Origin of the sequence: Thiohalomonas denitrificans (assembly GCF_016841685.1) — a bacterium.
Lineage (GTDB): Bacteria > Pseudomonadota > Gammaproteobacteria > Thiohalomonadales > Thiohalomonadaceae > Thiohalomonas > Thiohalomonas denitrificans_A.
The window spans coordinates 1-16751 of sequence record NZ_JAENYR010000075.1 but is presented as its reverse complement, the minus strand read 5'-3'; the positions used below and the strand labels follow the sequence as shown (position 1 = coordinate 16751).

The 16751-nt window shown below is 62.0% G+C and carries 16 protein-coding genes and 1 pseudogene; 11 read left to right on the top strand and 6 right to left on the bottom strand.

The window, feature by feature from the left end; genetic code table 11:
- Positions 1 to 141 precede the first annotated feature (141 nt).
- Positions 142 to 318: a hypothetical protein gene (locus Q7L05_RS14035; RefSeq protein WP_303907929.1), complete on the bottom strand. Its 177-nt coding sequence runs from the start codon at positions 316 to 318 to the stop codon at positions 142 to 144.
- Between the two features lie 129 nt (positions 319 to 447).
- Here Q7L05_RS14035 and rep point away from each other — a divergent pair, with 129 nt between their 5' ends.
- Positions 448 to 2460: a DNA helicase Rep gene (rep, locus tag Q7L05_RS14030; protein ID WP_303907925.1), complete on the top strand. Its 2013-nt coding sequence runs from the start codon at positions 448 to 450 to the stop codon at positions 2458 to 2460.
- 401 nt (positions 2461 to 2861) lie between these two features.
- Here the strand turns inward: rep and Q7L05_RS14025 are convergent, their stop codons facing one another.
- Both Q7L05_RS14025 and Q7L05_RS14020 read right to left on the bottom strand, forming a co-directional pair.
- Positions 2862 to 3686, bottom strand: a complete 825-nt coding sequence (locus tag Q7L05_RS14025; RefSeq protein WP_303907922.1) for a DUF2189 domain-containing protein — start codon at positions 3684 to 3686, stop codon at positions 2862 to 2864.
- A gap of 386 nt (positions 3687 to 4072) precedes the next feature.
- Positions 4073 to 4666 (bottom strand): c-type cytochrome, encoded by a 594-nt coding sequence (locus Q7L05_RS14020; RefSeq protein ID WP_303907919.1) that lies wholly within the window; start codon positions 4664 to 4666, stop codon positions 4073 to 4075.
- Between the two features lie 281 nt (positions 4667 to 4947).
- Between Q7L05_RS14020 and Q7L05_RS14015 the strand changes: the two genes are divergently transcribed.
- The 10 genes and pseudogenes from Q7L05_RS14015 (at position 4948) to Q7L05_RS13975 (ending at position 13478) form a co-directional block, all read left to right on the top strand.
- Positions 4948 to 5091 carry a hypothetical protein gene (locus Q7L05_RS14015; RefSeq protein WP_303907916.1) on the top strand — a complete coding sequence of 48 codons (144 nt, stop codon included), beginning with the start codon at positions 4948 to 4950 and terminating at the stop codon, positions 5089 to 5091.
- 101 nt (positions 5092 to 5192) lie between these two features.
- Positions 5193 to 5398 (top strand): annotated as a pseudogene (locus Q7L05_RS17530) (hypothetical protein); the annotation flags it as partial.
- A gap of 66 nt (positions 5399 to 5464) precedes the next feature.
- Complete coding sequence (locus Q7L05_RS14010; protein WP_303907914.1) at positions 5465 to 6145, top strand: c-type cytochrome; 681 nt, start codon at positions 5465 to 5467, stop codon at positions 6143 to 6145.
- Between the two features lie 23 nt (positions 6146 to 6168).
- Positions 6169 to 7551, top strand: a complete 1383-nt coding sequence (locus tag Q7L05_RS14005; protein WP_303907911.1) for an isochorismate synthase — start codon at positions 6169 to 6171, stop codon at positions 7549 to 7551.
- 122 nt (positions 7552 to 7673) lie between these two features.
- A complete protein-coding gene (menD, locus tag Q7L05_RS14000) occupies positions 7674 to 9353 on the top strand; it encodes a 2-succinyl-5-enolpyruvyl-6-hydroxy-3-cyclohexene-1-carboxylic-acid synthase (protein ID WP_303907909.1) in 1680 nt (559 codons plus the stop codon).
- A 31-nt stretch (positions 9354 to 9384) separates the two neighbouring features.
- Positions 9385 to 10203 carry a 1,4-dihydroxy-2-naphthoyl-CoA synthase gene (gene menB, locus Q7L05_RS13995; RefSeq protein ID WP_303907906.1) on the top strand — a complete coding sequence of 273 codons (819 nt, stop codon included), beginning with the start codon at positions 9385 to 9387 and terminating at the stop codon, positions 10201 to 10203.
- Between the two features lie 65 nt (positions 10204 to 10268).
- Positions 10269 to 11102, top strand: coding sequence for a 1,4-dihydroxy-2-naphthoate octaprenyltransferase (gene menA, locus Q7L05_RS13990; protein ID WP_317623137.1), 834 nt, complete (start codon positions 10269 to 10271; stop codon positions 11100 to 11102).
- On the top strand, positions 11096 to 12157 hold the full coding sequence (gene menC, locus Q7L05_RS13985; RefSeq protein WP_303907901.1) for an o-succinylbenzoate synthase: 1062 nt from the start codon (positions 11096 to 11098) through the stop codon (positions 12155 to 12157). The genes menA and menC overlap by 7 nt, the downstream gene beginning before the upstream one ends.
- Before the next feature lie 187 nt (positions 12158 to 12344).
- Entirely contained in the window at positions 12345 to 13064 is a 720-nt protein-coding gene (locus tag Q7L05_RS13980) for a Crp/Fnr family transcriptional regulator (protein ID WP_303907898.1), read from the top strand.
- A gap of 9 nt (positions 13065 to 13073) precedes the next feature.
- Entirely contained in the window at positions 13074 to 13478 is a 405-nt protein-coding gene (locus Q7L05_RS13975; RefSeq protein WP_303907894.1) for an acyl-CoA thioesterase, read from the top strand.
- Between the two features lie 62 nt (positions 13479 to 13540).
- Here the strand turns inward: Q7L05_RS13975 and Q7L05_RS13970 are convergent, their stop codons facing one another.
- From Q7L05_RS13970 to Q7L05_RS13960, 3 genes are read right to left on the bottom strand one after another with little or no spacing between them, the layout of a single operon-like run.
- The gene (locus Q7L05_RS13970) at positions 13541 to 14998 is read right to left on the bottom strand and encodes a class I adenylate-forming enzyme family protein (protein WP_303907891.1); all 1458 of its coding nucleotides are present in this window, start codon (positions 14996 to 14998) and stop codon (positions 13541 to 13543) included.
- Positions 14999 to 15008: 10 nt separating this feature from the next.
- Positions 15009 to 15740, bottom strand: coding sequence for a class I SAM-dependent methyltransferase (locus Q7L05_RS13965; protein WP_303907888.1), 732 nt, complete (start codon positions 15738 to 15740; stop codon positions 15009 to 15011).
- Between the two features lie 21 nt (positions 15741 to 15761).
- A complete protein-coding gene (locus Q7L05_RS13960; RefSeq protein ID WP_303907883.1) occupies positions 15762 to 16592 on the bottom strand; it encodes an ABC transporter permease in 831 nt (276 codons plus the stop codon).
- Positions 16593 to 16751: the final 159 nt, after the last annotated feature.

Below are 16751 nucleotides of genomic sequence, written 5' to 3'. Positions count from 1 at the left end.
AGCAGGGGGTACGGCTCGCAATGACGGCTAAAGGTTCGTCATTGATTCGGGCCTGTGCAGCAGGGGATACGCCTCGCAATGACGGCTAAGAGCTCGTCATCGATTCGGGGCTGCGGAGTGGCGGGTAGTGCTCGCCACTCGCTACTCGACCTGCAGCCACTCGTAGATCGGGTCGATGCCGACTTCATTGAGGGCCAGTCCGAGGAGCAGTAGGACAATTACGAAAAAAAGTAACCGCCCCCAGCGCCGACGTCGTTCCGGGCGGAACAGGCGCCGGTTTCGCCAACGGTCCTCTGCTTTGTTCAAGTCTTCAGCCATGGGGGTTTACAAATACTCTGATCGCTAAGCAGATTCAGGATCACGGAAAACAGGCGGCGGGTCAAACCAATACGCGAAGCTGTCCGGCCTGTTAGAATATATCTCTCTCCTCATACGTGTTTTCGGGCCGTGTCCAATCTGAATCCCAGCCAAGATGAAGCCGTGCGCTACATTGACGGACCCCTGCTGGTCCTGGCCGGGGCCGGCAGTGGCAAAACCCGGGTGATTACCCGCAAGATCGGCTATCTCATCAAGGAGTGCGGACTGTCACCTCGGCACATCGCAGCAGTGACCTTCACCAACAAGGCTGCGCGCGAGATGAAAGAACGCGTGGGGCAGTTGCTGGTCGGTCGCGAAGGTCATGGCCTGCGGGTATCCACTTTCCACACCCTGGGTCTGGACATCGTTCGCTGCGAGCTGAAACACCTGGACCACAAGCCGGGTTTCTCCATTTTCGACGCCCAGGACAGCGCCGGCCTCATTCGGGAACTATTGCGGCGCGAGGGTGGCTCCGACGGCCTCGATCAGGAGATCCAGCGTCGCATTTCCGCCTGGAAAAACGGCCTCGTCACCCCGGAGCAGGCCGTCAGCCACGCGGACGATACCGCCTCTTTCGCCGCCTCGCAGATCTACGCCGAGTACAACCGTCACCTCAAGGCCTACAACGCCGTCGACTTCGACGACCTGATCATGCTGCCGGTACTGCTGTTCGAACGGGAACCGGAAGTGCTGGAGCGCTGGCAAAATCGCATTCGCCACCTGCTGGTGGATGAATACCAGGACACCAACATCACTCAATACCGGCTGGTCCGGCTGCTGGTAGGGCTGCGCGGCGCCCTGACGGTGGTGGGCGATGATGACCAGTCCATCTACGCCTGGCGCGGCGCCCGCCCGGAAAACCTGGTGGAGCTCGGAAAGGATTTCCCCGGCCTAAAGGTGGTCAAGCTGGAGCAGAACTATCGCTCCATGGGCTGCATCCTCAAGGCGGCCAACCGACTTATTGCCAACAACCCCCACGTATTCGAGAAACGGCTCTGGAGCGAGATGGGGTACGGGGAGCCGATCCGTGTCGTGAGGGCCCGCGATGAGGAGGATGAGGCGCTCAAGGTGGTCTCTTCACTCATGCACCACCGCTTCCAGAAACGTACCGATTTCAGCGATTATGCCATCCTCTACCGGGGCAACCACCAGTCGCGGCTGTTCGAAAAGGCCCTGCGTGAGCAGCGCATCCCCTACCAGCTCTCCGGCGGAACCTCGTTCTTTTCCTACAGCGAGGTGAAGGACGTGCTCGCCTATTTACGACTGTTGATCAATCCGGACGACGATACGGCCTTTTTGCGTATCGTGAACACGCCCCGCAGGGAGATCGGTCCCACCACGCTGGAAAAGCTGGGCAACTATGCCTCGCAACGGGGAATCGGCCTGTTCTCGGCCAGCTTCGAGCTGGGCCTGACGCAGATACTCAAGGAGCGTCAGCTGAATCGGCTGCGGGCCTTCACCGAATGGATGGTGGCGATCGGCGACCGGGCGCGGCGCGGCGACCCGCTGGCGGCCATGCGCGAGATGGTGCAGGAGATCGGTTATGAAAGCTGGCTGCGGGACACCTGTCCCAGCCTGAAACAGGCCGAACGCAAGATGAAGAATGTCGAGGAGCTGTTCGACTGGATAGCGCGCATGGCCGGAAAAGAGGATGGCGAGCCCGACCTGGGCGAGCTGGTCGCCAAACTCACCCTGATGGACATCCTCGAACGCAACGAAGAGGATGAGGACCGCGATCGCGTGCGACTCATGACCCTGCACGCCGCCAAGGGGCTGGAGTTCCCAAACGTCTTCCTGGTGGGCATGGAGGAGGAGCTGCTGCCCCACCGCACGAGCATCGAAGAGGATTCCATCGAAGAGGAGCGGCGCCTGGCCTATGTGGGCATCACCCGCGCCCAGCAGAACCTCACCCTCACTCTGGCCAACCGTCGCCGCCGTGGTGGTGAGGTGGTCCGCTGCGAACCCAGCCGCTTCATTGCCGAACTGCCGGAAGAGGACTTGAAGTGGGAGGGTGCCGGAATCGAAGCGCCGGCCGAGGAGAAGCAGGAGCGTGGCAAGGCGCACCTCGCCGCCCTGCGGGGCATGCTGGGCACCGAGACGTAGGAGCCTGTCCGAGAACATCATTTTTGTAGGTTGGGGTGAGTTATGCGAACCCCAACGCTGATGTTGTTGGGCTTCGTTCCTCAGCGCCAACCTACATTTTGGAGCCCGTTGCTATTCTCGGACAGCTCCTGGTGTACTGTTGCATGCTTGGCGGTGCTTTCAGCGAGCCGCTGGCCGGCCAGCGGCTCGCCCTAAGGGAGCCCCAAAAAAGGCCATGACGGCGTTGCGGACTCCATCCCTGGAGGCCGCCCTTCGGGCCAGCCTTCGGCTGTCCGAATCCGCTCCCGGCGGATTCGTGCAGCGCTCGACAAGGGAATAAACCATTGCCTGCGCGTTGCGCCTTGTCTGACGCTTTTGGGACTCTGAAAGTATCGCCAAGCATGCAAGAGTACACAAACGTGTCACGCCTCATGGACTTCCGATACCGACACCTCCCGATTAACCACTTCCCGATAGGCGTGCCAGGTGGCGTGCCCCAGCCAGGGCAGTGCGACGGCCAGGCCGATGTAGCCGAGCAGCAGACCCCCTGCGAAAATCATGCCGATCAGCAGCGCCCACCAGAGCATCGGACCGATGTTACGAATCACCGCGTTCCAGCTCGTAACCAGCGCCGAAATGAAATCCAGGTCGGGCTCTTCCATAAGGAGCGGGATTGACACGGCCGAGAAGCAGAAGGCCACAAGCCCGGCCACCAGTCCCGTCAGAAAAAAGGCAATGATGAGCGGCGCCGGAAGGGCCGTGATGTAGTCACCTAAACCGCCCTCCCCGAACCTCAATACCAACTCCGCTTTACCCTCCAGCAGAAAGGCCGTTGTCCACATTCCGACCATGAACCAGGAGAGAAGAAGCAACAGCAAAACCACCCCCATACCCAGAATCCCGCGAGGGTTCGCATTCCAGGCCCCGAAGGCATCGGCAAGACCGATGGGACTGCCCTCCTCCATTCGCTGACTCATGCGATAAAAGCCGACCGCAAACACCGGTGCCAGCAGGGTAAAGCCCGCCGTAAGTTGCAGGCCCACGTGGTACCAGTTGGTGCCCAGTGCAAAGGCGATGATCACTGCATAGAGCGCAATAATGAACAGACCGTACCCGATACTTGTGGCGGGATTGTGCTTCAGATCGTCCCAGCCGGCACGCAGCCAACGCAGCGGAGCCCCGAAGTCGACGGGGTTTATGGATGGCATGGAGACCGGCGAGACGTGGTGGATAACAGGACGAGGCATGGCAATCTCCTACTCGCCTGAATGAGGGTTTCTACGGAAAAGAGTAGTCAACCAACCGGGAGGCACTGCGAATTTGGCGATTTACGGTATGCTCACTCCCCCGTCATTCCCGCGTAGGCGGGAATCCAGAGAGCATCGGCATGGCTCAAAATGGATCCCCGCCTGCGCGGGGATGACGACCGCCGGGAAATGAAGAAACCACCGGCCAGACAATGGATCCCCGCCTGCGCGGGGATGACGGTTCGCCTGCGCGGGGATGACGGTTCGCCTGCGCGGGGATGACGAATCTCCTATGCCGCGCATGATCAACCGGGCGAGCAGTTACGATTGACGAAAAAAAAGGGCGCTCCGGAGGACGCCCCTTTTTTCAAGCGGTCAACGGCCTTTTACTGGGATTCGGAGACCATGTATTTCACGGCCTTCTCCAGCTCTGCATCCGAACAGTTACCGCAGGTGCCCCGCGGCGGCATGAAGCCCGTTTCGCCGGCGAAGCCATTGATGGCATTCTGAACCAGCGTATCGATGCCCTTCTCGATGCGGGGTCCCCAGGCGGCCGGGTCGCCGAACTTCGGCGCACCGGCTACGCCCGCAGCGTGGCAGGCGATACAGGTGCTGTTGTAGACATCCTGACCGCTACGTCCCTCATCAGCGCCGGCTTCGTCCGCTGCCTCTGCAGAGGCCACCGCCTCTTCCGGAGCTTCGGCCACTTCCGGAGCTTCAGCCACTTCCGGAGCTTCAGCCCCTTCCGGAGCTTCGGCCACTACCGGAGCTTCAGCCCCTTCCGGAGCCTCCGGCCGGATCGGCTCACCGGTGTTCAGCTTCGCTACCGGCTCGATACGCTCGGCGATGGCCTCTTCACTCATGTCCGCATTTTGCGGATTGAGCACCGGGCCCATGCCTCTGGCGATCAAAAGCACCAGGACACCGACCACTACCAAAATCATGATGCTGAAACCGAGATAGGTGTTTGTCCGGTTCACTGCGTAATCCCCTCTTTCCAACATGTTGTAGTACCAAGGCGCGCCGTTACGCGGCATACCCTAAAAGCCGGAGGCCAAATTCGAAGCCGATAAATTAGTATATCGTAAAAGAGTATCGCCTTAGAAGTCGTCATGGCGGGAAAGCAGGGCAACCGCCTACTTTGACGCGAGCGGTATCAGTCCCTTGATAGCAGGTCGTCGGCAGCACGCCGCCAAGTATGGCGGTGTTAGGAACACACTGGTCGAGGATGCTGCCGTCGAGCGTACCGGATGAAAGATGATTGCTCCTGCACGATGCAACGAGCATTGTGCGGGTCGAACGGGAACGCCAAATCGACGACAAGACGAGCGTCGAAACCGTCTATTACATCTCCTCTCACACACCCGATGTCGTATTCATGGCCGAAACCATCCGTTCCCATTGACAGGTCGAAACAAGGTTCACTGGGTCTTGGATGTTGTTTGGTAACTGCTCGCCCGGGTGATCGCGCACGGCCCAGGGAATGACGGAGGGGATGAGTAGTGAATTGTTTATGGAGAGGACGACTCGCGCCTCCGTCGTGGCAATGGTGCAGAGAACGTTACCATCGTTCGAAGGTTGTGTATGAACCTGGCCAGACTACACCCCAAGAAGGACTCTATGGAGGAAAACTCAAGAAGGCCGGGTGGGATGACGACTTCCGTGAAGAATTGGTCTTTGGGAGCGAGGAAGTCCAGAAAGGCTTGATATGAATCATGGTTTCCCCTAGAAAAGACCATTAGAATCATCGGCCCGACCAAGCCACCCCGTTCCAGAAAATGATCTCTTTTTTCCGAAAACTCGGACCAATAGGTGCGGTCCTGCTACTGGCACTGAATGCCCATGCCGACGGCTATGAGCCCGATCTGCAGATTGGTGAAGAAATCAACTACGTGTGCGCCGGCTGCCATGGTGAGTTTGCACAGGGGAGCAAGAATGGCGAATACCCGCGTTTGGCCGCCCAGCCGGCCGACTATCTGGAGCGCCAGCTGCTGCTGTTCCGTGAACGCAAACGGCCGAATATCCCCATGCTTGAACATATCCAGGAACAGCAGATGCCGGCGTCCGAGCTCAAGGACGTTTCGGCCTATATCGCCTCGATCGAGCTACCCAACAAGCTGCCTCCCATCGACGAGTCGACATACAACCCGCTCGAACGGTTGTTCCTGGCGAAGAAGACCATCAATATTCCGCGCGCCGAAGGCGATATCGAAACGGGTCGCCGGCAGTATCAAAAGGAGTGCGGCTCGTGCCACGGCCGTACCGGCGAAGGGGACGATAAATACAATGTCCCGATGCTCAGCGGCCAGTACACCGAATACCTCTGGCGACAGGTCGAGAAGTTTCGTGAAGGCATTCTGATCCATGACCCGGATGACCCGGAGTTTCGCTTGCTGAGCCTGTTTACCGATAAGGAGCTTCAGGACATGTTCGCCTGGTTATCGGTGGCCGACGATTAACCGTCCCGCACCGAGAAACCTCCATGCTGCGACCGGTCCAACTTGCCGAATCACTCGTCCACCGCGCCCTTGAGGTGCTGGACAGCGCCGCCGATGGCGAAGAGGGCCTGATTAGCGTCTCCGTTCCCGCGGTCGGCCTGTCGCTGCGGAGCCTGCCGCCGCTGGAACCACCCTACCTGTTCTGGACGCATCCCGACAAGGACGACCTGCTGATCGGTGTGGGGATCGCCTTTCAGATAAATACCGAAGGGCCGCGCCGCTTTGAAACCCTGGCGAACGAGTGGCGCGATCTGTCCTGGCAGAATCTCGATCCGGACGACACCGGCTGCGATCCGATGGCCTTTTTGGGCTGCGCCTTCGACCCAAACGAGCCGATGCGGGGGATTTGGGCGGGTTTTCCTAACGCCGGTGTCTTCGTGCCGACTCTTACGATGCGGCAGAACGGGGGAGACGCCCTCCTCACCTACACCGCCCGTGCCGATCAATCACGAGATGTCACGGCAGCGGAATGGGCCCGTATCACCCACTATCTGGTGGATGCCATCGCTCTCGCTGTCGCTCCCGCAGGCAGCCGTACCCGCCTCACGCGGGTGGCTGTGGCTCCAGAGGCGGGAGAGTGGCGGCAGCTGGTCGCCCGTGCCGTGGAGGCAATTCGTGCGGGCCGATTGACGAAGGTCGTACCGGTACGCCGGCTACGAGTCTGCGCCGAACGGCATCTCGCCCCGGCACGCCTGGCACTCACTCTCAGGCACCTCTATCCCTCCTGCACGGTCTTCGCGGCTCACTTGGGCGGGCGTTGTCTCATAGGTGCCACACCGGAACGGCTGGTCGGCATTCAGGGTTCCCGACTGACCAGCGAAGCGATCGCAGGCACGGAGCGGAGGGCCGCCAACGATCGCCAGGACCGGGAACTCGGCGAGGCATTGCTGGCCAGCACCAAGGCTCGGCACGAACACGCTCTCGTGGCCGAAGCCGTGCGCGAGGCGCTTGCGCCCCTCTGCCATCGATTCACCATGCAGGCTATTCCTGAACTCATCAAGCTGCGCAACCTGCAACACCTGCGCACACCGGTCAGCGGCGATTTGCGCCGGGGCACCACCCTGCTTGACGTCGCCAAACGATTGCACCCGACTCCCGCCGTCGGCGGCGTTCCGCAGGCAGATGCCCTGTGCTGGCTCGCCCGCCACAATCCAACCCAAAGGGGCTGGTACACCGGCACCGTGGGCTGGATAACGCCGGGCGGAGGAGGCAAACTGGCGGTGACCTTGCGCTGCGCACTGCTGGAAGACGAATGTGCCGACCTCTTCGCCGGCGCAGGAATCGTCGCCGATTCCGACCCGCAGGCCGAATTGGAAGAGACGGAACTGAAATTCACCGCCATTCTCGAAGCCCTGGAGAACGCCTGAGCCCCTGCGGTCCCGTGTTCGCGACAATCCGCGACATGACAACCATCGGGATCTTTCATTGGCGCCCACAATGACAGATACACTGGCCCGGCAGGAACCCATAATTCCCGCATAATCACGCAATGACTGATATCGCAGCACGTAATCTGCAGTGGGCCTGGACGCTGATCGACACATTCGCCGCTGCCGGCGTTCGCGAGGCGGTGATCTCGCCCGGTTCCCGCTCCACCCCATTGGTGCTCGCCTGCGAACGCCACCCTGCCGTGCGCACCTGGATTCAAGTGGACGAGCGCTGTGCCGGCTTTTTCGCCCTCGGTCTGGCTCGGGTCGAGAGACGACCGGCCATTTTGATCTGCACCTCCGGGACCGCCCCGGCGCACTGGTATCCGGCAGTTATCGAAGCAAGTGAAAGTGCTGTTCCGCTGCTTCTGCTTTCCGCCGATCGGCCGCCCGAACTGCACGACTGCGGCGCCAACCAAACCATTAATCAGCGACGTCTTTTCGGCGTGCATGTACGCGACTTCCATGATCTGCCGCCGGCCGACAGTGCCGATCCGGCTATCGCCCGACAGCTGGCCACACAAGCCTGGTCAGAGTGTACCGGCCTACGGGCCGGCCCTGTCCACCTCAACGTGCCGTTCCGGGAACCACTGGTTCCATCTTCCCTGCAGACGCCGCAGCCGAGCGCCAGCCATCTCCCCGTGTCGCGTACCCGACAGAAGCCACGCCCGGAACAGATCTCCGATTTGACCCACGCAATGAACGGTCGCCGCGGCCTCATCGTCTGTGGTTGGGACAGCGGCGAGGAGGGGTTTGCCGGAGCCGTAAGCGGACTTGCCGAGCAGCTCCGCTGCCCCCTACTGGCCGACCCCCTCTCGGGTGTCCGTTTCGGCAACCATTCCCGCAACGCGGCCATCAGCCGGTACGATGCCTTTTTACGCAACAAAGGCTTCGTGGCCCGACACCAGCCGGAGTGGGTGCTGCGTTTCGGGGCGATGCCTGTCTCCAAGGCGCTGGGCAACTATCTTCAGGGCTGCGAGGCGACCGATTTTGTCCTGATTGACGTCACCGGGCGCCGCCTCGACCCGTTGCGAAGGGCCACCGCCCTGGTCACCTGCGACGCGGTACCGCTATGCGAGGCTGTAGCCGCCGCAAACCCGGAGCCGGCACAGGAGGGATGGTTGGAGGGCTTTATCGAGGCGGAGCAACGGTCCGCCTTAGCCGCGCACAAACCGCCGGAGGCGCGGATCGTCCGGGAGCTGGTTGACCAGCTGCCCCCTGGCAGTCTGCTCTTCAGCGGCAATTCCACGGCCATTCGGGAAATCGATAGCTGGTCGGGAACGGCAGCCAAGCCCCTGCGCATCATAGCAAATCGGGGAGTCAGCGGGATCGATGGCAATGTTTCCACACTCGCCGGGCTCGCCGCCGCCCATGCCCAACGAAGCGTCGGGCTCATCGGCGATCTGGCCCTTTACCACGACATGAACGGTTTGCTCGCCGCCCGCGAACTAGACCTGATCCTGGTTGTCCTCAACAATGGTGGAGGTGGTATTTTCGGCTACCTGCCGCAGGCGGGACTGGCGGGATTCGAACGGAACTGGCTGACCCCGACCGGCCTGGACCTGGAGCAGGTGGCACAGTTGTATGCCGTCTCTTATCGCCGGGTCGATGATGCTGAGGAATTTGCTCCTGCGCTTGCTGCCGCACTGGAGCATCATGGACCTCAGCTGATCGAAGTTATGATAGACCGGGCCGCGAGCCTGGAGGCCCACCGACGTTATTGGGCCGCAGCAGCTCGCTGACATGTATACAACCCAAGCAGGAGTCCCCACGATGGAGTGGCACGCCGCCGGCCTCGAATTCGAAGATGTCATTTACGAGCAGATGGATGGTATCGCCAAGATAACCATCGATCGGCCGGAGGTCCGTAACGCCTTTCGGCCGGAGACGGTCACCGAGTTGAGCCGTGCCTTCCACGAAGCCCATATGGACCCCGACATCGGTGCCATCATTCTCACCGGCTCGGGAGACAAGGCATTCTGCGCGGGCGGCGACCAGAAAGTGCGCGGCGATGCCGGGGGCTACAAGGACAGTGGTGGCGTGCAGCACCTCAACGTCCTCGACCTGCAGCGGCAGATCCGTACACTGCCCAAGCCGGTGGTGGCCATGGTTGCCGGCTATGCGATTGGCGGCGGCCACGTCCTGCATCTGGTATGTGACCTGACCGTCGCCGCCGAAAATGCCCGTTTCGGCCAGACCGGGCCACGGGTTGGGAGCTTCGATGCCGGTCTCGGAGCCGGACTGCTGGCGCGCGCCGTGGGCCTGAAGAAGGCCAAGGAAATCTGGTTCCTGTGTCGACAGTACAGTGCCGATGAAGCCCTGGCGATGGGCCTTGTGAACACCGTGGTGCCGCTTGATAGGCTGGAGGAGGAGACCGTCGCCTGGTGTCGTCAGATGCTGACCCTGTCACCGACTGCGTTGCGCGTGCTGAAAGCGGCCTTCAACGCCGATACCGACGGGCTCTCCGGGATTCAGGAACTGGCTGGTAACGCCACCGCCCTGTTCTATATGACCGACGAGGGTCAGGAGGGACGCAATGCGTTCCTGGAGAAGCGCAATCCCGACTTCAGTCGCTTCCCACGCCGGCCATGAACGCGCCGCTGCCCGGTCGTCCCTCGCCCTGGGGGGCATGGTGGCTCGCCATCCGACCCAGGACCATGCCCTTGGCGATCACACCGGTCCTGGTCGGCACCAGCCTCGCCTGGCATGAGACGGGTGGTTTCCAGCCCGGGCCGTTATTGGCGGCACTACTTGCGGCCGCACTGATCCAGGCGGGCACAAACCTCCATAATGACGCCGGCGACTTCGCCCGCGGCGCCGATACGCCGGATCGACTCGGCCCGCGCCGCGCCACTGCAGAAGGCTGGCTTACCCTTCGGCAGGTGACCACCGGCGCCTACCTCTGCTTCGGCATTGCTCTGCTGGTCGGGATTTATCTCGCCCGGGTCGGCGGCTGGCCCATCGTGGCCCTCGGCATCGCCTCCCTTGCAGCCGGACTCGCTTACACCGGCGGTATCCGGCCGATTGCGTACAGCGCCCTCGGAGAACTGTTCGTCTTCCTTTTCTTCGGCTTGGCAGCGGTCGGTGGCAGTTATTACCTACAGACGGGACGGGTGAGTGCTGCCAGCCTGCTCGCCGGTGCTGCTCTGGGGCTGCTCGCGGCAGCCGTGCTGGTGGTGAATAACTACCGGGACTTCGACACAGACCGACGCGCGGGCAAGCGCACGCTGGCGGTGGTGGTCGGCCGCGAAGGTGCGCAGCGCCTTTACGTCTGGATGCTGGCGCTCCCTTTCCCGGCCGCTCTGGCGGTCACCGACACGCCCTGGGTGTGGGCCGTGGGGTTAACCGCACCCTCGGCCTTCAACTTGGTCCGATGCTTCCAACGGGAGTCGCCGGGGCCCGTTTTCAACGGCATTTTGGCCGCGACCGCCCGTCTGCAACTCCACTTCGGGCTGCTGTTCAGCCTGGGGCTGCTGCTCCCGCGATGGTGATTGAGCAGGCGCGCCTGCAGCCCTACCGGCTCCCGTTCAGGGTCCCCTGGCTGAGTGCCCGCTCCCATCTGAGCGTCCGCCACGGCTGGCTGGTCCTGCTAACCGCCAGGGACGGCCGTGTGGGCCGGGGCGATTGCGCCCCGCTTGCCGCTGCCGGGACCGAAACCGATGCGGCATCGACGGCCTGGCTTCGCCGGCAACTGCCTCGGCTTAGGGGTATTTCAACTTCGGAAGGGCTTGCCGCCCTGGAGGCAACCGCTCCCCCGGCGGCCCGCTTCGCCGTGGAGACGGCGCTTCTCGACCTCGAAGCCCAGGCCCGTGAAGTGCCGCTCTGGCGACTCCTGACCGGCAGCCCTGCTCCGTCGTTGGCCTGCAATGCCGCAGTCGGCCCCATTGATGAAAGGATCGGTACGCGGCTGGCCGAAGCCGCAGAAGAGGGATTCCGCATCGCCAAATTAAAGGTGGGTATCGGCCCGCCCGAGGTGGAAGCGGCGCGGCTACGTGAGGTCTGCCGTGATCTGCCGGCGAAACTGGGACTTCGCCTTGATGCCAACGCGGCATGGAGCGAAACCGAGGCCGGTGCCTTCCTCGCCGCCCTCGACGGCCTCCCGGTGGAGATGGTGGAGGAGCCTTTGGCCCAGCCATACGGTGATGCGCTTGCGCGTCTACAGGCCTCTGCGCCTTGCGCATTGGCACTCGACGAGAACCTCGTGCGTGTCGGGATTGATATTATGGAAGAGCAGAAACCGGTGGCACGCGCCGTGCTCAAGCCCGCGGTCTGCGGTGGTATCGTCAAAGCTGCCGCTATTGCCAAGCGCCTGCGTACCAGTGGCATTGGCTGCGTGGTAACAACCACCCTGGAAGGTCCCGTCGGAACCTGGGCTGCGCTGCATCTGGCAGTCGCTTCAGGCAGCCCCGAACTCGCTCACGGGTTGGCAACAGCAATCTGGTTCGACGCTGATCCCGCGTCATTTCCCAAGACCGGGAGCGGCATAGTGAATCTGCCCGAAGGACCGGGTCTGGGACCACAAGCCCCCGGTAGCCCATGGGCTTGATAACAAAGACAGACGTACAGACATAGGGATATGCTTTTATGCGGCTTGCGCACCCCGAAAGGGGTAGGCAATGCTACCTCCTAGGGCGTATATTGCGGGAACAATAAGCGCCACGGGTTACAATCAAATTTTGGCGTTCGGTTGTCGGGTGGGGGGGCCGGTACACCGAGTCACAGGAGTCCCGGTTATGGCAAAAAGTTGTTCCTGCCTTCAGCGTCAGTGCATCCTCTGCGAAACCCTTTCAACTGCACAAGACGAGTGTACCGAACAGCAGTTTTGTGAGATTGAGGGGTCGATTTCAAAGGATGTATATCGGGCCAATGAGTGGCTTTTCCAGCAAGGAATGCCCGCCCGCGACCTATTCATACTCAAGTACGGGCACGTCAAGCTCAGTTCATCGCTTCCGGATGGACGTTGCCACGGACTACGACTGGCGGGGCCGTGGTCAGTCCTGGGTATCGAGGCGCTGGGGATGGAGAGCTATCCCTTCAGTGCTGTAGCGCTCACCGACGTCCAGGTCTGCACCTTCCGGCACCGCGACATGCTGGCGGCACTGGAGAACAACCCGAAAACATCGCTGAAGCTGGTGACCATGCTGAACGCGGAATTGCGGCGCTCGATGGAACAGCTTCGCAACATCGGCGTGCTCCACGCGTCGGAGCGGGTGGCCTGGTTTCTGCTATCCACTGCCGTCGACAACACCTGTCCGCCGGTTTCGCGGAGCGATATGGCCGAAATCCTTGGCCTCACCATGGAAACGGTCAGTCGCGTCCTGTCTCGGCTGCGCCAATGCGGCCTGGTCGATGCCCCGAGCAATCGGCGCTCGGTGCGTATCCTCGACCCGGAGAGACTTGAAGCCTTGTGCGGCGATACTCGGCAGGCACAGCTTCCATTGAACTGCGCCTGAGACGGTCGAATGCCGCCGCACCTTTTCGCCGTATCACTGCATGAGGTCGATAGTGCGGGGGTGCTTTTTTTCAGCCACCTCTTCCGCCACGCCCACGATGCCTACGAAGGTTTGATGGACTCGTTGGGCTTTCCGCTGCCCACCCTTATCGCCGAAGGCGTGCGCCTGCCCCTGGTCCATGCGGAGGCCAATTACCTGCACCCGCTAGGCCACGGGGAGGCGATCAGCGTCGAGGTCCGGGTAACCGATGTGGGGCGCACCTCCTTTGCCCTCGGCTACCGCTTCATCGACAAGGCCGGGCGTGTCAGGGCCGAGGCCGCCACCATCCACGTTCATATCGATCCGGTGACCGAACAGAGCGCGCCGTTACCGCCTCTGCTTGCCGAAACCCTGGCTGCCCGCAGGGGGGCTTAGCGACAGCAAAACGCCGCACCACCCACCGAATTGTCCGGGTTGTGCACCGCAAAGGCTGGAATTTACGAAGCATTCGGACAAGAGTGAGAAGTTCCGACCCCCATATCCTCGGCAAGCCGGCGCAGTCGGCGCCGATCGAGCTTGCCCGTACCCTGGCGGGGCAATGCCTCGAGGCGCAAAAACGAACGGGGACGCCATCCCCCTTGAAGATGCTCCCGGGCCCAGGTCTCGACGGCAGCGGCGTTCGTTGTGCCGGTGAAGAACGCGACAAGGCGATCGCCCCAGGCGGAATCGAAGGCCGCACTCACCGCAACCTCGCCTATGCCCGGGCAGGCGCCGAGCAATCGCTCTACTATTGCCGGATGCACCTTTTCACCGCCGCTCACCAGCACGTCGTCAACACGGCCCAGGACCGTTAGCCGCCCGCTTTCGAGTCGCACGAGGTCGCGCGCCAGGAACCAGCCGTCGTCCGTCAGGCCATCGCCCGGAATCAGCTCCGGATTGGCATAGCCGAGCATGACCGCCGGGCCACGAACAGCGAGACGGGCCTGTTCCACCCGAACTTCGAAACCCGGAAGCGGTTTGCCGACCGAGGCATCATCGGGCTCGACCGCCCGCCGCGTAGCTATCTGGGATGCAGTCTCACTCATTCCATAGCTGAGATAGAGCGGCCAGCCCGCGGCGAGCCCGCGACCGCGCAACGAGTCGGCAAGAGCACCACCGCCAACCAGAGCCGCCGCCAGGCGAGGCGGCCGGCTATCCACCCCTACCTCGAGCAGCCGGTCCAGCATTGCCGGCACGAGGGAGATATGGGTTGCAGTGCCCGCTTGCAGGTCGGACCAGACGCTCTTCGCCTCGAACCGGTCGTGCAAGCGAACCGTCGCCCCGGCTTCAGCACAGCGAAGCAGCACCGACAATCCGCCGATATGGGTAAGCGGCAGACACCCAAGCCAGCAATCGCCCGCTGCCAGGGGCAGCTGAGCCCGGGACGCCGTAACAGCAGCAGCCAAATTGCCCGCCGAAAGCATCACTCCTTTCGGCGGGCCGCTGCTGCCGCTGGTGCCGATAATCAGCTGAACCCCATGCAACCCGGGCGTCGGGGGTGGCCGGGAACGTACCGGTGCCTCCAGCGCCTCCGCAAACGTAATGGTTTCCAGGCCTTCGTCTGCCTGCGCACCCGTGGTCAGTGCGATTCTCGCCCCACTTGCTGCCAGCAACCGGAGCCTATGGGGACGGGGAAGGTGCGGATCGAGCGGCAGGAGGGGAATCCCGGCAAGGAGCCCCGCATGCAGCGCAATGGCAGTCTCCCAAGCCGGCAGGTCCAGTACCAGGGGCCGTCGCGGACCGATGCCGGCTGCCAGCAGTCCGGCTGCCAGTTGAGAGGCGATTGTATATAGTTCCCGATAGGTGAGGCTCTGCCCGGAGACTGCTGAAAGGGCTACGGTGTCGGGGCGATGCCCGGCGGCGGAGCCCAACCAGGTCGCCGGTCCGTTGTCGTCTCGATGGTGATTCACGGTCATGGGTCACAGATCAGGTGGTCGCGCGTTTGCCCCAATGCACGCAGGCGATACCCAGAGACAGGTTCCGATAGCCGACATCCTCGAAGCCTGCTTTCTCGAACAAGGCTTTCATCGCCTCCTGCGGTGGGAAACGCCGAATCGATTCGACTAGATAGGCATAGGCAGCGGGCTCACCGGCGACGAGTGCCCCGAGGCGCGGGATCACCAGGAAAGAATAGAGGTCGTAGAGTGGCCGGATGGGCGCCCAGGGGCGGGAGAATTCGAGGCAATAGAAACGGCCGCCGGGCTTCAATACACGCAACACCTCCGCCAGTGTTTGCTCCATGCTGGTAGTGTTGCGGATGCCGAACGCAATGGTCACCGCATCCACCGAGGAGTCCTTTAGGGGGATGGCCTCACCCTTGCCCGCCAGGCAACGGATGCCGTCCGGCAGCCTTCTGCGGCGCCCCTGGTTCATCATTTCGGTGCTCGGGTCGACAATCACCACATCCCGATCCGCCCCGGCGAGTCCACAGGCCACATCACCGGTTCCTCCCGCCAAATCGACCAGGATTTCGCCCGCGCGTGGCGCGACCCGTTGCACCAGGTAACGCTTCCACAGCCGGTGGATACCCATGCTCATGAAGTCGTTCATGCGATCGTAGCGGGGCGCTACCAGGCGAAAGACATTGCGAATGCGCCGCTCCCGCTCCAGGGGCTCGACGCACTCATAACCGAAGCTCCGGTCGAGCGGTTCGGACATGCTAATGCACCCTTTCCAAGGTCACGGCAGATCGCTACGGCGAAAGAAGAAGAAACCCAGTGCCGCACAGAGCGTACCGAGCAGGGTCGGATAGAGCACCGCGTAGGCGATATACCCGGCGTTGCCGAAGTTATCCAGAATGATGTAGGCGGCCGGCCCGAGCAGAACCAGCTGCGGGTCGAACAGCAGCATGGTCGCAGTTCGGAAGACCTGCATCGGATTGATCAGGGAAATGGCGACCGCCGTCTCCGGCGGCAAGTGCTCCCGGATCATAATGCCCAGCAGAATAAGATCGAGAAACAGCAACAGCGTTAGCCACACCACGAACGCCGCCCCCTGGGCGACATCGGCGCTGCGCGCCAGGGTCGAAATGAGCATACCGATGCCGAGGAAACACCAGGCAAGCGCGACCAGAAGTCCCGTGTAATAGCTGACAGTAGCCCAGGGCACCTCCGCCCCTTTGACCACGACCGCCCACGCGATAGCGCCCATCATCGCCACCAACACCGGGAGGAAAACAACCAGGAAACGCCCGATCATTTTGCCCCAGAACCAGGCCGCAAGAGTGACCGGGAGCGACAAAAGATATTCGAACACGCCGGCCTCGCGATCCCCGGCGACCGAACGCACGGTGGTAATCAAAACAAACACCGGCAGGATCGCCATAGTCAACTGAATATAGGTAATGAGCAGCCGTGACAGGCCGGAAAAGCCCATGATGCGCGATTCAGTCAACCCGAATGCGAACAAAACGACCACGATCCCACCGAATACCAGTGCGTAGACCATAAACCAGCGCGCGCGCAGGGATTCGAGGACATCGGTGTAGGCGGTCAACCAAAGATGTTTCATGTTTTTCGAGTCACTGTGGGTTACGTTTACGGCCGCTGTATTTGCGGTGGCTTAAGGAAAAATCAGACTAGGAGCCTGTCCGAGAATAGCGACCGTCACGAGGGCAAGACGGATTGAGTCAGATTTTTCGGTCATTTGAGGCGAATAGTGATTCTATTT